The sequence below is a fragment of the Pseudomonas sp. Pse35 genome, assembly GCF_024519715.1.
Classification (GTDB): Bacteria; Pseudomonadota; Gammaproteobacteria; order Pseudomonadales; family Pseudomonadaceae; genus Aquipseudomonas; species Aquipseudomonas paracarnis.
Map to the genome: position 1 here is coordinate 100,431 of NZ_JALJRP010000002.1, position 13,870 is coordinate 114,300.

The following is a 13,870-nucleotide window of genomic DNA, read 5'->3' on the forward strand; positions in this document are numbered from 1 at the left end:
CCGTTGGCTCAACCGCCTGTACTACGGCAGCGGCCACCTGCACCAGATCAACCTCGACGGGCGCGTCATCTGCGACTTCGAACGCGACCGCCTGCACCGTGAAGTCCTGCGTACCCAAGGCCAGATCACCACGCGCAGCGAATATGACCGCAGCGGCCGCGTGCGCTCACGGATACGCCGTTCCAACGGCCAGCCCACGCAACTGCCGGCCGCCCAGCAAAAACACTTTGACTATGACCCGGCCGATAACCTGATCGGCCGCCTGGAGCGTGACCGCGATAACCGTCGGGACCAGCGCCAACTGCTCCACTACGACGCCACCGGGCGCATTATCGCCAGCCAGGACAACGCTCAGGGCCAGCGAGAAACGTTTGCCTACGATGCCGCAGCAAACCTGCTGGACGGTCCGTCAGCCAGTGGGGGCTGGTGGTGAATAACAAGCTGTTGACCTATCAGGACAAACGCTATCGTTACGACGGCTTTGGCCGAATGATCGAAAAGCGCAGTGCCCTACGCGGCGTACAGCTCTTTGCCTACGACGCAGAGCATCGCCTGATCGAAGTCCGTAGCCAGAAGGATGGACGCGAAACGGTCGTAAAAATGACCTATGACCCCCTCGGCCGGCGCATCGCTAAAACCGAACATGACAGCAACGGTTATCCGTTGGGTGAAACCCGCTTTGATTGGGAGGGGTTGCGCCTGCTGCAGGAGCATCGGCATAGCCAGACCAGCCTCTATCTCTATGAAGAAGACGGCTATGTACCGCTGGCTCGAGTGGACGGCACGGGTGAGCATCAAAGCGTGCGCTACTACCACAACGACCTGAATGGATTGCCTGAGCAACTGACCGAAGCTGATGGGAAAACGGTGTGGCAGGCGCGCTATCAGGTGTGGGGGAATGCGGACGAAGAAGTGCGTGAAGCGTACTTTATCGAAGAGCAGAATTTGCGGTTCCAGGGGCAGTATCTGGATCGGGAGATTGGGCTGCACTACAACACGTTTCGGTTTTATGATCCGGATGTGGGGCGGTTTACGACGCCGGATCCGATTGGGTTGATGGGTGGATTCAATCTTTACCAGTACGCGCCGAATCCCATTGGTTGGATTGACCCGTGGGGATGGGCAGGTGACCCTGCGAAAGCGACACACATCACTTACGTCGGCGTGAAAGACGGTAAACCTTATGTGGGTTACGCCAGCAAGCCTGGGTTGGGGCATTCCGCGCAAGCTGTGTTGGACTACCGCTATCCTAATAAGCAAATTTTTGACGTTGCACCAGAGGCAGTATTCAAAGGAGATGGGCAAAAAGGAAAAGACATTGCAAGGGGCCTGGAACAAAGAATATATGAAGACAAATTGAAAGAAGGCCCTGTCGCGAACAAACAAAGACCTGTCGGCCCGAATAACAAAAGACGGGATATTTATCTCGCGGCCGCAGATAAACATAGAGGCGTCAAACCTCAAAAATCAACTAAGAAATTCAAAGGTCCCGGAAGATGCTGAAGAAGATCACATGGCAAGAAGGCAAGATTCTAAGTTTAAAACTAAAAGATGACCTCTACACGCTTGTCCAGATGCGTGAAAACTACTACCTGCAGTTTTTCGACTTGACAAATACTCAGGATACCTGGACAGGTGTAAACCTCCAAAAAGTCGACCCGCTATTTTTTATCTTCGCGTCCACGAAGGCTTTGAAGGGCCTCGCCATAAGTGAGCCGTCATCGGATAAAGTCCGCATAGACATGCGCCCTCCCGAAAAAAAAATGCTGAGAGCTATTATTGGCGGCAATTACGGCGCGGATCTTATAGAACTGACTGATTCTTTTGAAACTCTTGATGCAATTACATTGAAAAGCAACTTAACATTAACCGACGACCTCGACACCATTTATAAATATGAATTATCAGGCATGATCGGCGATCCAGAAAAGCTACAAAATCGTTTAATAAACTATTTTGAAAACGGAGTGAATTGGGACAAATCCAAAGAATTCTTATTCAAAGGCATCTCAGCGCCACACGCCAAAAAATTGAGTACAACCAAATGAAAAACAAAGAGTTACAGGACTTTCAAAAGCATCACCTTAATCTAGAGGGTGAAAAAAAACTTATCGCCAAGATAACGAGGCTGCTCGAAGCACTTATCAGTGAATTGCAACAACTTCCTGAAAAAACAAATCAATCAACCATCTTGGAACACTTCAAAAAGTGCATACTTAACATTAATTATTTCGAGAATGAAATAGAAACTATCGAACGCGAATCTATATTTGAACACATTTATACCTTAGGAAAAATTGTCGGCCTTGACCCAACATCAGAGTATGCTGATGAGTGGCGAGGCGATTGGTAACGGATCAAATGGCTGAGGCAAAAAGGGATGGATGCATTTCGTTTTAATTAAAGTTATTCTCTTTATCTACAATGGATGCGGAAGATGAACATTCTTAATCTAATAGAAAACGCTGACTGCACGACAGCACCTTCTACTGGGTTGCCGAGTAATCCCGTCCCCGATGACTTGACCGATTTTTATAACCATTACAGCAGCGCTGTTTTCTATCCAAAGGCACAGTACAGCTTCATGATTCAGGCGCCAGAACTTGAACGCTCCGACTTTGTCGTTATGGACGAAGACTTGGAGGACCCAGACTCAGCTAACTGGTACGCGCTCGTTAAATGTGCGGATCAAATAATTTCAATTAACCTGAAACCTGGCCCGCAATTTGGCTACTGCTACGACTCGTTCTGGGACAGTTACCCGACCGCCGATGAGAGCACACTGATCGCAAAATCATTTACTGAGCTGATTGAGAAGATCATTAAATCCGGAGGTAAAAATTTATTCTGGATACCGGGCCACACTTGATAGTGAGACCAGACTATATGACCCGACGACCGTTGGCTCAACCGCCTGTACTACGGCAGCGGCCACCTGCACCAGATCAACCTCGACGGGCGCGTCATCTGCGACTTCGAACGCGACCGCCTGCACCGTGAAGTCCTGCGTACCCAAGGCCAGATCACTACGCGCAGCGAATACGACCGCAGCGGCCGCCTGCGCTCACGGATACGCCGTCCCAACGGCCAGCCCACGCAACTGCCGGCCGCCCAGCAAAAACACTTTGACTATGACCCGGCCGATAACCTGATCGGCCGCCTGGAGCGTGACCGCGATAACCGTCGGGACCAGCGCCAACTGCTCCACTACGACGCCACCGGGCGCATTATCGCCAGCCAGGACAACGCTCAGGGCCAGCGAGAAACGTTTGCCTACGATGCCGCAGCAAACCTGCTGGACGGTCCGTCAGCCAGTGCGGGGCTGGTGGTGAATAACAAGCTGTTGACCTATCAGGACAAACGCTATCGTTATGACGGCTTTGGCCGAATGATCGAAAAGCGCAGTGCCCTACGCGGCGTACAGCTTTTTGCCTACGACGCAGAGCATCGCCTGATCGAAATCCGTAGCCAGAAGGATGGACGCGAAACGGTCGTGAAAATGACCTACGACCCCCTCGGCCGGCGCATCGCTAAAACCGAACATGACAGCAACGGCTATCCGTTGGGTGAAAGCCGCTTTGATTGGGAGGGGTTGCGCCTGCTGCAGGAGCATCGGCATAGCCAGACCAGCCTCTATCTCTATGAAGAAGACGGCTATATACCGCTGGCTCGCGTGGACGGCACGGGCGAGCATCAAAGCGTGCGCTACTACCACAACGACCTGAATGGATTGCCTGAGCAACTGACCGAAGCTGATGGGAAAACGGTGTGGCAGGCGCGCTATCAGGTGTGGGGGAATGCAGACGAAGAAGTGCGTGAAGCGTACTTTATCGAAGAGCAGAATTTGCGGTTCCAGGGGCAGTATCTGGATCGGGAGATTGGGCTGCACTACAACACGTTTCGGTTTTATGATCCGGATGTGGGGAGGTTTACGACGCCGGATCCGATTGGGTTGGCGGGAGGCGGCAATCTTTACCAATACGCTCCTAACCCGACGGGTTGGATAGACCCCTGGGGCTGGGCCTGTTCCTCAGCACAAAGGAGGCAGAATAAAGTCAACGGTAAAGCCGCTGAAAACCTGGTGCATCAGAAGCTATTAAATAATCCCAAAGTGACCGTGCTCGGTACACAGGTTTATGTCAAAACTCCAGGTGCAGGGAGAGGCCGCTACGTAGACATTTTGATAAAAAATAACAAAACCGGGAAAGTCGTCGCAATTGAGGTCAAGTCAGGTGGTGCTGTACGGTCTAAAGCCCAGCTTGCAAAAGACAAAATCATCGCCGATGGGAAAGGCATATTTGGTAATTCTGGAAAGAGCACAAAAGGCGTAACCGTTAGCGAAGCCAGGGTCCCACTATGGAGGTTGCCGTAATGACTGAAACTGTAAAAGATATATTGAAGTTACTGACCTCATTCTTAGCAGAACCCTTTGCGAAACATGGGTACGCGCTAAAAAAAGGCAGAAATTTTGAAACGAATGGCGAGCGTGGTCGAGTTCGTCGCTACACGATAAATCTATCCAAGAGCAAGGGATGGTTTTCTCTCCACTTGACGCTTCAGATAGTGGACCCAGCGCTGATGACGTGCGTGAACAACGTCCTTAATAAAGCACTCCGAGACGAACGGTTTGAATATCCGGAAAACTGGTCCCAGTCTATTATCGAGAAGACTATTAAAACCCGGACTTCCAACCATGTTGTCGCCGAACTGACGGACTGGCGGCCACTAAAAAATCCCGGCGAAACGCTTGAGAACTTCAATGAGCGTTTTTCAATATGGTTGTATTCATTTGACAGCCCGGATGAAAAACCTGACTGGAAAGAGCAGTTGCTGACCAGTATTGGATTAGCCCAATGTTGGTTTGACGAAGCAGATTCGGAAGACTGGATTCGCACCAACACTGATTATCCTGCTCTTTATTTGCTATATAACGAAGGTCTAAATCAGAAACTTGAAGACAAATACAAAGCTGTGCTGAGGTCCTCTGAAGATCCAAATGAAGTGGAACTGTTTTACCTGCATCTGTCTTGATAGCCAGAACAACACCCAAGGTCAACGGGAACATTCATCTACGATGCCGAGCATCGCTTGATCGAAATCCATAGCGAGAGGCGCTCTGCCACGTCATTCGCCAAACGAAAAGGTTGTTTCTAAAGGATCACCGGCTATGGGTATCAATCAAATTATCCTCTCAGAGCAAGACCATAACCTTGGACAAATAGGCGGAGGTGCGTGGCTTACAGACCTTGCACTGTGGCCTAAAGATCCGCAAACCGGTCAGCTTATGCTGCCGGTGATTACGATGACCTCAACGTTCTTGGACGTCCCATTCATACCCTCCGGGATGGCGCTTACGGTGTTCGTCTCCGTTGAGCGAACTGACGAAACGTACACACGATCGTCTGTACGAAAGTTGACTGTCCATCAACAAAGCGAGATGGAAAAACTTCAACTTGGCCATAGCCAGGTTCTGCTTCACGCGCTGGCGACTTCCGAACTCACACCCGCTGCGTTGGTTGATCCAATTCCGCGAACGTACATTGCCCAGCAACCGTTCACTCCCGAACAAATGGAGGAGGAATTGGAAGACGTGGACAGTGGCGCGGGTATCAGCAAGGCCCTTGGGCGCCCTGCTTGGTTGCAAGACCCTTTGTATGAAAGCCCTCGCTACTATTTCTTGGCTCAACTCACCGACGCCGATATTGCAAAAATCAGCCCTAGTCACGAAGGAATATTCGGTGGAGGTATCGGCTATGTGTTCGCCGATAATCGAGCGAAAAAGCTGAAGGAAGGGGATGTGGGCGGCTATTTCCTAGTTCAATTCACCTGAAAATGCGATTAGGCGAGCTGGCTTAATCTGGCATACGCATCAGCACCCAACAAAAAATGGGCACCCGACCCAGTCGGCGTGCCCATCTTCTTTACCGCCCCGCCTCCCTTCGAGACGGTACCGCTTAACTTACGGGTTGACGCTGTCTTTGAGCGACTTGCCCGGCTTGAACGCTACGGTGTTGCTCGCCTTGATTTTCACTGGCTCACCGGTTTGCGGGTTTTTGCCGGTGCGGGCGCCGCGGTGGCGTTGCAGGAAAGTGCCGAAGCCGACCAGGGTGACGCTGTCCTTGCGGTGCAGGGCGCCGGTGATTTCTTCGAGGACGGCATTGAGGACGCGGTTGGCCTGTTCTTTGGTGAGATCGGCTTTTTCAGCGATGGCGGCTGCGAGATCTGGTTTACGCATATGTGAAGCCTCTTTGACGGTTTTTTGTTGTTATGTCCGTGCTGCTCTCTGGTGGAGCAGCGCCAAGGCGCCGCAGGCTCTACTCTGCGGCAGACGGGAGTGAGGATGGCATGCCCTCGGGCGCCGCGCCAGTCTCGCGGCGGCCTTTCTCGGGGTATGAACGTGATGTTTGCGACAGAGCGGGTGGTATTTACGCCAGTAACGGCGGAAGTTCTTTGTTCAGCGCCAGTTTTTCCATGACAGCGCTGCCGGTCAGTGCGTAACCCAGCAGGCGGCCGCTGGCATCGCGGCACAGGGCCTTTATGTCGGCACCCTGCCCTTCGACACTCCAGACGCCTTCAGTGCCTCGTGGCGCAGGTGATACCACCAGCGGGCACACCGGGGTTTTCACGGTGATGGGCATCGGTCCATAGCTCACCGCCGTGGCATTGCCGGCCAGGGTTTGCGCCAGGGCACGGGCGCAGCTCATCAGCGGCATCACGTACAACAGGTTCAGGCCATCGACCTCGGCGCAGTCGCCCAGGGCATAGATATTGGCGTGGGAGGTCTTGAGGTGGCGGTCCACCATGATCCCGCGGTTGATTTGCAGGCCGGCCGCTGCGGCCAGGTCTACACGCGGGCGCAGGCCAATGGCAGACACCACCAGGTCACAGTGGATCACTTCACCGTCCGACAGGTGCGCTTCAAGGCCATCAGCCGTGCGTTGCAGGCGATTGAGCACCGGGCCCAGGTGGAAACGCGCGCCGATGCCTTCCAGCCCGGCTTGCACCGCTGCGGCTGCCGCCGGGTGCAGCAGGGTCGGCATGACTTGCTCACACGGCGCGACCAGGTCGATTTCATAGCCGCCCAGGATCAGATCATTGGCAAACTCACAGCCGATCAGGCCAGCGCCAAGCAGCAGCACGCGCCGTTTGCCGGCAGCAGCGGCACGAAAGCGCGCGTAGTCTTCCAAGTCGTTGATCGGGAAAATCAGCTCAGCTGCATCGCCTTCGACCGGTACGCGCACGGTTTCTGCGCCCCAGGCCAGGACCAGGTCGCGGTAGCTCACCGCTTCCTCGCCGATCCACAGGCGCTTGTGGCCTGGATCGATGCCGCTGATGCGCGTATGGGTGCGCACCTGGGCCTTGAGTTGCTCGGCCATGGCGCCAGGTTCGGCCATGCTCAGGCCATCGGCTTCCTTGTTCTTGCCAAAGCCGGTGGAGAGCATGGGCTTGGAGTAGGAGCGTCCGTCATCGGCAGTGATCAGCAGCAACGGGGTCTCGCTGTCGAGCTTGCGAAACTCCCGGGCGACGTTGTAACCGGCCAATCCTGTGCCGATGATCACGACAGGTGCGTTCATTCCTTTCTCCTTGTAGTACGTTTCTTAAATTCGGGATTACGCGATTTCGATCATTTCGAAGTCCGACTTACCCACGCCGCAGTCCGGGCACAGCCAGTCTTCCGGGACGTCCTGCCACAGAGTGCCTGGTGCAATACCGTCATCCGGCCAGCCGTCCGCTTCGTTATAGATAAGGCCACAGACGATACATTGCCACTTCTTCATTACATGCTTCCTCAGGTTCAGGCGTGTTGGCCGGCGGTCGATGGATCCAGCGTTGCCGCGCGGCTCAGGGCGTTTTGTACTGATCAGGGCCGGCAGATGCAAGCACGTTCGACGCAAACGACGGGTTTGGCACGGCAAAAGCCCAGGGTGCCATGGTAAGCTCGCCGCCTCTTTTGCTGCCAATACTGACTCACCGTGCCGCACTCAATCGCCCTTCCCGATGCTTGCCAATGGCTGACCCAGAGCCTTCTGAGCCCCTTGCCCACGCCCTTGACCCTCAACTGGCTGTTTGACGAAGGCTCGCTGACGCGACGGCTGACGTGGCTGTCCAACGAGGGTTTCAGCGTGACGCCGCTGTTCGAAGGCTGGCAACCGTTGCGCGACGACGAATGCGCCGCCCTGGACCTGCCGCCGGCCAGTATCGGTTGGGTACGCGAGGTGTATTTGCGCGGGCACGGCCAGCCTTGGGTGTTCGCCCGCAGCGTGGCGGCCCGCAGTGCCTTGCAGGGCGACGGGCTGCACATGGACGAACTGGGCAGCCGCTCGCTGGGCGAGTTGCTGTTCTGCGACCGCGCCTTTACCCGCCAGGCCATCGAAGTGTGTCACTACCCTCGTGCCTGGCTGCCGACAGCGGACCAGGCCGATAATCTGTGGGCGCGCCGCTCGCGCTTCGACCGCGGGGCGCTGAGCGTGCTGGTGGCGGAAGTCTTCCTGCCGAGTTTCTGGCACGCGCTGCAAGATCATCCGGAGAACTGCTGATGTACCAACGTCTGCTCAAGTCCTTGAACCGCCTGAACCCCAGGGCCTGGGATTTCATTCAGTTGACGCGCATGGACAAGCCCATCGGCATCTACCTGCTGCTGTGGCCGACGCTGTGGGCCCTGTGGATCGCCGGCAAGGGTTCGCCGTCACTGATCAATATCGTGATTTTCGTGCTGGGCGTGGTACTCACCCGGGCCGGCGGCTGCGTGATCAATGACTGGGCCGACCGCAAGGTCGATGGCCATGTGAAACGCACCGAGCAACGTCCGCTGGTGAGCGGCAAGATCAGTTCGAAGGAAGCGCTGGTGTTTTTTGCCGTGCTGATGGGCATCAGTTTCCTGCTGGTGCTGCTGACCAATGCCAGCACCATCCTGCTGTCCCTGGGCGGCCTCGCACTGGCGGCAAGCTACCCGTTCATGAAGCGCTACACCTATTACCCCCAAGTGGTGCTGGGCGCAGCGTTTTCCTGGGGCATGCCGATGGCGTTTACCGCCGAGACCGGCCATTTGCCTGCCACCGCGTGGCTGCTGTACATCGCCAACCTGTTGTGGACGGTGGGCTACGACACCTATTACGCCATGACCGACCGCGATGACGATTTGAAGATCGGGGTGAAATCCACCGCCATTCTGTTCGGTGACGCTGACCGCGTGATCATCCTCACCCTGCAAGGCCTGGCGCTGGCGTGCCTGTTGCTGGCCGGCGCACGGTTCGAGCTGGGCGGGTGGTTCCACCTCGGGTTGCTGGCGGCAGCGGGCTGTTTTGTCTGGGAGTTCTGGTACACACGGGACAGGGACCGCATGAAGTGCTTCAAGGCGTTCTTGCATAATCACTGGGCGGGGTTGGCGATTTTTGTCGGGATCGTGGTGGATTACGCGGTTCGCTGAGGATTCTGTGGTGATTGTTGGGGCGCCATCGCAGGCAAGCCAGCTCCCACATTTTGATTGTATTCGCACATCAAAAAAATGTGGGAGGGGCTTGCCCTCGATGGACTCAGCAGCGCCGCAGACTTAAGGCTTGATGATGTGCCAGACGCTACCTTTGCCATCACCGGTCTTGTCACCGGCTTTCTTGTCGTCCTTGTAGGTGTAGACAGGCTTGCCTTTGTAGGCCCACTGGCTGGTCTGGTCGTCGCGGGTGATCACCGTCCAATCGCCGGTCTTGGTGTCGGTGGACTCTGCCTTCAGCGGTGGCCAGTTGGTCGCGCACTGGTCCTTGCACACTGATTTGCCATCAGCGTCCTTGTCGAAGGTGTAGAGCGTCATGCCCTTGTGGTCCACCAACATCCCATCTTTAGTCATCGCCGGCTCTGCCGCAAACGCCAACCCTGGCAGCGTCAACACCGCAGATACCAGCAGGGTTTTCCAGGAAACAGTGCTGTAAGTCATCGGAACCTTCCTTTTGTGGTTGTCAGGATTCGGACCCAAAGGGTAGTTCAGAGTGCCGTTAATTGCCCAAGCGACTAAATTACTGTCACACGACTGCAATAATTCCGTTATCTAATGCGGCGCAAGACAGTTAAATGACAAGAGGATTGAGCATGGTTGGCAGGAGCATTCTGATCGTTGACGACGAAGCGCCCATTCGCGAAATGATCGCCGTCGCGTTGGAAATGGCCGGCTATGACTGCCTGGAGGCGGAGAACTCCCAGCAGGCCCACGCCATTATCGTCGACCGCAAGCCGGACCTGATCCTGCTCGACTGGATGCTGCCCGGCACCTCGGGCATCGAATTGGCCCGCCGTCTCAAGCGTGACGAGCTGACCGGGGATATCCCGATCATCATGCTCACCGCCAAGGGCGAAGAGGACAACAAGATCCAGGGCCTGGAAGTGGGCGCCGATGACTACATCACCAAGCCGTTTTCCCCACGGGAACTGGTGGCGCGCCTCAAAGCCGTGCTGCGCCGCGCCGGCCCGACCGATGGCGAAGCGCCTATCGAAGTCGACGGCTTGATCCTGGACCCGATCAGCCACCGCGTGACCATCGACGGCAAGCCTGCGGAGATGGGGCCGACCGAATACCGCTTGCTGCAATTCTTCATGACTCACCAGGAGCGCGCCTACACCCGCGGCCAACTGCTCGACCAGGTATGGGGCGGCAACGTCTATGTGGAAGAGCGCACTGTGGACGTGCATATCCGCCGCCTGCGCAAAGCCTTGGGCGATGCGTACGAGAATCTGGTACAAACCGTGCGCGGTACCGGCTATCGGTTTTCAACCAAAGGTTGAGCAATCAGCCACAAGCCGCAAGTTAAAAGCGGGACTGCTTAAGCTTGGAGCTTGCAGCTTGAAACTTGAAACTGCTCCGAAGGACGCACCTTGAACCAAAACTGGCATGGCACCCTGATCCGCCACATGCTCTTGCTGGTCACCGGCTGCCTGTTGGTGGGGCTGGTCAGCGGCTACTACGGCTGGAGCCTGGCTGCGGGCATCGCGTTGTACCTGGGCTGGACCCTCAAACAATTGCTGCGCCTGCATGAATGGCTGCGCCAGCACAAACCCGATGAGGCCCCCCCCGATGGCTATGGCCTGTGGGGCGAGGTGTTCGACAGCATCTACCACCTGCAGCGCCGCGACCAACGGGTACGCGGGCGCCTGCAAGCGGTGATCGACCGGGTGCAGGAGTCCACTGCCGCGCTCAAGGACGCGGTGATCATGCTCGACAGCGACGGCAACCTGGAATGGTGGAACCGTGCCGCCGAGACTCTGCTGGGCCTCAAGACGCCCCAGGACAGCGGCCAGCCGGTGACCAACCTGGTGCGTCACCCGCGCTTCAAGGAATACTTCGAACAGGACAACTACGAAGAAGCCCTGGAAATCCCCTCGCCCACCAACGACCGCGTGCGCATCCAGCTGTACCTGACTCGCTACGGCAACAACGAGCACTTGATGCTGGTACGTGATGTGACCCGTATTCACCAGCTGGAACAGATGCGCAAAGACTTCGTCGCCAACGTTTCCCATGAGCTGCGCACGCCCTTGACGGTGATTTGCGGCTACCTGGAGACGTTGCTGGACAATGTCGATGAGATCAACCCGCGCTGGAGCCGCGCCCTGCAGCAGATGCAAGTGCAAGGCTCGCGCATGCAAACCCTGCTTAACGACCTGCTGTTGCTGGCCAAGCTTGAAGCCACGGACTACCCCTCGGACAACCACCCCGTGGCGGTGCAGAGCCTGTTGCAGACGATCAAGAACGATGCCCAGGCCCTCTCGGGCGAACGCGGGCAGCAAATTACGCTGGAGGCCGACCCAACTGTATTGCTCAAGGGCAGTGAAGGCGAATTGCGCAGTGCATTCTCCAACCTGGTGTTCAACGCGGTGAAGTACACCCAGGACAAGGGCAATATCCGCATTCGCTGGTGGGCCGACGAGCACGGCGCGCACCTGAGTGTGCAGGACTCGGGTATCGGTATCGACGCCAAGCACCTGCCGCGCCTGACCGAGCGCTTCTACCGTGTCGACTCCAGCCGCAACTCCAACACCGGCGGCACCGGGCTGGGCCTGGCCATCGTCAAGCATGTGCTGCTGCGCCATCGGGCCCGCCTGGAAATCAGCAGCGTGCTGGGGCATGGCAGTACCTTTACCTGTCATTTTGCGCCGGCGCAGGTAAACCGTTCGCGAGCGGTCGAGGCCGATGATTAAGCGGAAGTGAGCACGGCCCACTGTGGGAGCTGGCTTGCCTGCGATGACGGCGGGTCAGCCAAATTATCGGTAGCAGGCAGACCGCCATCGCAGGCAAGCCAGCTCCCACACGGGTTCTGCGACACGACTTTGCAGCCCCGCCCGGCAGCGGGCACTAGGCAAGCGCCCCGTCAGCCGCTACATTGGCCGACTTGCGCCTGCCTTTCAGGCCTACCTGTCACCCCTTATTGAACACACGGAACCTGCAAAACCCCATCATGGACCCTTCCCCTGGCATTACCCTCGCTACACTCTTCGCCGATTTCGGCATGATTCTTTTTGCACTGATCTTGGTACTGCTCAACGGTTTCTTCGTTGCGGCGGAATTTGCCATGGTCAAACTGCGCGCCACCCGCGTCGAGGCCATCGCCCATAAGAACGGCTGGCGCGGGCAGATCCTGCGTACCGTGCACAGCCAGCTCGACGCCTACCTGTCGGCTTGCCAGCTGGGTATCACCCTGGCGTCCCTGGGCCTGGGCTGGGTCGGTGAGCCGGCCTTTGCGCACATCCTCGAGCCGATGCTGGGCGCGGTCGGCGTGCAGTCGCCGGAAGTGATCAAGGGCGTGTCGTTCTTTGCCGCCTTCTTCGTGATTTCCTACCTGCACATCGTGGTCGGCGAACTGGCCCCCAAATCCTGGGCGATTCGCAAACCCGAGTTGCTGTCGCTGTGGACGGCCGTGCCGCTGTACCTGTTCTACTGGGCGATGTACCCGGCCATCTACCTGCTCAACGCCAGTGCCAACGCCATCCTGCGTATCGCGGGCCAAGGCGAGCCTGGCCCCCACCATGAGCACCATTACAGCCGCGAAGAACTCAAGCTGATCCTGCACTCCAGCCGTGGCCAGGACCCCAGCGACCAAGGCATGCGCGTACTGGCCTCCGCCGTGGAAATGGGCGAGCTGGAAGTAGTGGACTGGGCCAACTCCCGGGAAGACCTGGTGACCCTGGACTTCAACGCCCCGCTCAAGGAAATTCTCGCGCTGTTCCGCCGCCATAAATTCAGCCGCTACCCAGTGTATGACGCGGTGCGCAACGAGTTTGTCGGCTTGCTGCACATCAAGGATTTGCTCCTGGAACTGGCTGCCCTGGACCATATCCCCGAATCGTTCAACCTGGCCGAATTGACCCGCCCGCTGGAACGCGTATCGCGGCATATGCCGTTGTCGCAACTGCTGGAGCAGTTCCGCAAAGGCGGCGCGCACTTCGCCCTGGTAGAGGAAGCTGACGGCAAGATCATCGGCTACTTGACCATGGAAGACGTGCTGGAAGTGTTGGTGGGCGATATCCAGGACGAACATCGCAAGGCCGAGCGCGGCATCCTCGCCTACCAGCCCGGCAAACTGCTGGTGCGTGGCGACACGCCGTTGTTCAAGGTGGAACGCCTGTTGGGCGTCGACCTGGACCACATCGAAGCCGAAACCCTGGCCGGCCTGATCTACGACACGCTCAAGCGCGTGCCGGAAGAAGAAGAAGTGCTGGAAGTTGAAGGCTTGCGGATCATCATCAAGAAGATGAAAGGGCCGAAGATCGTGTTGGCCAAGGTGCTGTTGCTGGACTGACTGTAGACCAGTCGCCCTCTGTAGGAGCGAGCTTGCTCGCGAAAAACTCACAGGCGCCGCGTTTATTCAGGAAGCACGCGTTATCGTTG

Annotated in this window: 14 protein-coding genes and 2 pseudogenes; 12 read left to right on the plus strand and 4 right to left on the minus strand. The window is 56.8% G+C overall.

Annotated elements, in window-relative coordinates; genetic code table 11:
- The 7 genes and pseudogenes from OC445_RS01165 to OC445_RS01195 all read left to right on the plus strand — a co-directional run.
- Nucleotides 1-1,503, plus strand: a pseudogene (locus OC445_RS01165) (RHS repeat domain-containing protein); the annotation flags it as partial.
- The gene (locus tag OC445_RS01170) at nucleotides 1,497-2,048 is read left to right on the plus strand and encodes a hypothetical protein (RefSeq protein ID WP_034129263.1); all 552 of its coding nucleotides are present in this window, start codon (nucleotides 1,497-1,499) and stop codon (nucleotides 2,046-2,048) included. The pseudogene OC445_RS01165 and the gene OC445_RS01170, both read left to right, overlap by 7 nt.
- Entirely contained in the window at nucleotides 2,045-2,353 is a 309-nt protein-coding gene (locus OC445_RS01175) for a hypothetical protein (protein WP_034129264.1), read from the plus strand. The genes OC445_RS01170 and OC445_RS01175 overlap by 4 nt, the downstream gene beginning before the upstream one ends.
- Before the next feature lie 84 nt (nucleotides 2,354-2,437).
- On the plus strand, nucleotides 2,438-2,869 hold the full coding sequence (locus OC445_RS01180) for a hypothetical protein (protein WP_034129265.1): 432 nt from the start codon (nucleotides 2,438-2,440) through the stop codon (nucleotides 2,867-2,869).
- 21 nt (nucleotides 2,870-2,890) lie between these two features.
- A pseudogene (locus tag OC445_RS01185) lies at nucleotides 2,891-4,372 on the plus strand (RHS repeat-associated core domain-containing protein); the annotation flags it as partial.
- Nucleotides 4,372-5,031, plus strand: coding sequence for a hypothetical protein (locus OC445_RS01190; RefSeq protein WP_262019913.1), 660 nt, complete (start codon nucleotides 4,372-4,374; stop codon nucleotides 5,029-5,031). The pseudogene OC445_RS01185 and the gene OC445_RS01190, both read left to right, overlap by 1 nt.
- Nucleotides 5,032-5,167: 136 nt before the next feature.
- On the plus strand, nucleotides 5,168-5,830 hold the full coding sequence (locus OC445_RS01195; protein ID WP_082631491.1) for a hypothetical protein: 663 nt from the start codon (nucleotides 5,168-5,170) through the stop codon (nucleotides 5,828-5,830).
- A gap of 129 nt (nucleotides 5,831-5,959) precedes the next feature.
- On the opposite strand, the gene OC445_RS01200 is transcribed toward OC445_RS01195, so the two are convergent.
- The 3 genes from OC445_RS01200 to OC445_RS01210 form a co-directional block, all read right to left on the minus strand.
- Nucleotides 5,960-6,235 carry an HU family DNA-binding protein gene (locus OC445_RS01200; protein ID WP_003195589.1) on the minus strand — a complete coding sequence of 92 codons (276 nt, stop codon included), beginning with the start codon at nucleotides 6,233-6,235 and terminating at the stop codon, nucleotides 5,960-5,962.
- A gap of 190 nt (nucleotides 6,236-6,425) precedes the next feature.
- Nucleotides 6,426-7,574, minus strand: coding sequence for an NAD(P)/FAD-dependent oxidoreductase (locus tag OC445_RS01205; protein ID WP_054896057.1), 1,149 nt, complete (start codon nucleotides 7,572-7,574; stop codon nucleotides 6,426-6,428).
- Between the two features lie 36 nt (nucleotides 7,575-7,610).
- Complete coding sequence (locus OC445_RS01210; RefSeq protein WP_014720509.1) at nucleotides 7,611-7,778, minus strand: rubredoxin; 168 nt, start codon at nucleotides 7,776-7,778, stop codon at nucleotides 7,611-7,613.
- Nucleotides 7,779-7,973: 195 nt separating this feature from the next.
- Here OC445_RS01210 and OC445_RS01215 point away from each other — a divergent pair, with 195 nt between their 5' ends.
- Both OC445_RS01215 and ubiA read left to right on the plus strand, forming a co-directional pair.
- On the plus strand, nucleotides 7,974-8,537 hold the full coding sequence (locus tag OC445_RS01215; protein ID WP_034129121.1) for a chorismate--pyruvate lyase family protein: 564 nt from the start codon (nucleotides 7,974-7,976) through the stop codon (nucleotides 8,535-8,537).
- A complete protein-coding gene (gene ubiA, locus OC445_RS01220; RefSeq protein WP_014720511.1) occupies nucleotides 8,537-9,427 on the plus strand; it encodes a 4-hydroxybenzoate octaprenyltransferase in 891 nt (296 codons plus the stop codon). The genes OC445_RS01215 and ubiA overlap by 1 nt, the downstream gene beginning before the upstream one ends.
- A gap of 123 nt (nucleotides 9,428-9,550) precedes the next feature.
- Here the strand turns inward: ubiA and OC445_RS01225 are convergent, their stop codons facing one another.
- A complete protein-coding gene (locus OC445_RS01225; RefSeq protein WP_054896059.1) occupies nucleotides 9,551-9,928 on the minus strand; it encodes a hypothetical protein in 378 nt (125 codons plus the stop codon).
- 152 nt (nucleotides 9,929-10,080) lie between these two features.
- Here OC445_RS01225 and phoB point away from each other — a divergent pair, with 152 nt between their 5' ends.
- The 3 genes from phoB to OC445_RS01240 all read left to right on the plus strand — a co-directional run bounded on the left by phoB (nucleotide 10,081) and on the right by OC445_RS01240 (nucleotide 13,781).
- Nucleotides 10,081-10,770, plus strand: coding sequence for a phosphate regulon transcriptional regulator PhoB (phoB, locus tag OC445_RS01230; protein WP_003195617.1), 690 nt, complete (start codon nucleotides 10,081-10,083; stop codon nucleotides 10,768-10,770).
- Between the two features lie 126 nt (nucleotides 10,771-10,896).
- Nucleotides 10,897-12,183, plus strand: a complete 1,287-nt coding sequence (gene phoR, locus OC445_RS01235; RefSeq protein WP_233097291.1) for a phosphate regulon sensor histidine kinase PhoR — start codon at nucleotides 10,897-10,899, stop codon at nucleotides 12,181-12,183.
- A 257-nt stretch (nucleotides 12,184-12,440) separates the two neighbouring features.
- A complete protein-coding gene (locus tag OC445_RS01240) occupies nucleotides 12,441-13,781 on the plus strand; it encodes a hemolysin family protein (RefSeq protein ID WP_003195620.1) in 1,341 nt (446 codons plus the stop codon).
- Nucleotides 13,782-13,870 lie beyond the last annotated feature (89 nt).

Excerpts from the sequence above, each read along its gene's own strand:
- OC445_RS01170 (WP_034129263.1), top strand. The coding sequence starts at position 1,497 with ATGCTGAAGAAGATCACATGGCAAGAAGGCAAGATTCTAAGTTTAAAA.
- OC445_RS01175 (WP_034129264.1), top strand. The coding sequence starts at position 2,045 with ATGAAAAACAAAGAGTTACAGGACTTTCAAAAGCATCACCTTAATCTA.
- OC445_RS01180 (WP_034129265.1), top strand. The coding sequence starts at position 2,438 with ATGAACATTCTTAATCTAATAGAAAACGCTGACTGCACGACAGCACCT.
- OC445_RS01190 (WP_262019913.1), top strand. The coding sequence starts at position 4,372 with ATGACTGAAACTGTAAAAGATATATTGAAGTTACTGACCTCATTCTTA.
- OC445_RS01195 (WP_082631491.1), top strand. The coding sequence starts at position 5,168 with ATGGGTATCAATCAAATTATCCTCTCAGAGCAAGACCATAACCTTGGA.
- OC445_RS01200 (WP_003195589.1), bottom strand. The coding sequence starts at position 6,235 with ATGCGTAAACCAGATCTCGCAGCCGCCATCGCTGAAAAAGCCGATCTC.
- OC445_RS01205 (WP_054896057.1), bottom strand. The coding sequence starts at position 7,574 with ATGAACGCACCTGTCGTGATCATCGGCACAGGATTGGCCGGTTACAAC.
- OC445_RS01210 (WP_014720509.1), bottom strand. The coding sequence starts at position 7,778 with ATGAAGAAGTGGCAATGTATCGTCTGTGGCCTTATCTATAACGAAGCG.
- ubiA (WP_014720511.1), top strand. The coding sequence starts at position 8,537 with ATGTACCAACGTCTGCTCAAGTCCTTGAACCGCCTGAACCCCAGGGCC.
- OC445_RS01225 (WP_054896059.1), bottom strand. The coding sequence starts at position 9,928 with ATGACTTACAGCACTGTTTCCTGGAAAACCCTGCTGGTATCTGCGGTG.
- phoB (WP_003195617.1), top strand. The coding sequence starts at position 10,081 with ATGGTTGGCAGGAGCATTCTGATCGTTGACGACGAAGCGCCCATTCGC.
- phoR (WP_233097291.1), top strand. The coding sequence starts at position 10,897 with ATGCTCTTGCTGGTCACCGGCTGCCTGTTGGTGGGGCTGGTCAGCGGC.
- OC445_RS01240 (WP_003195620.1), top strand. The coding sequence starts at position 12,441 with ATGGACCCTTCCCCTGGCATTACCCTCGCTACACTCTTCGCCGATTTC.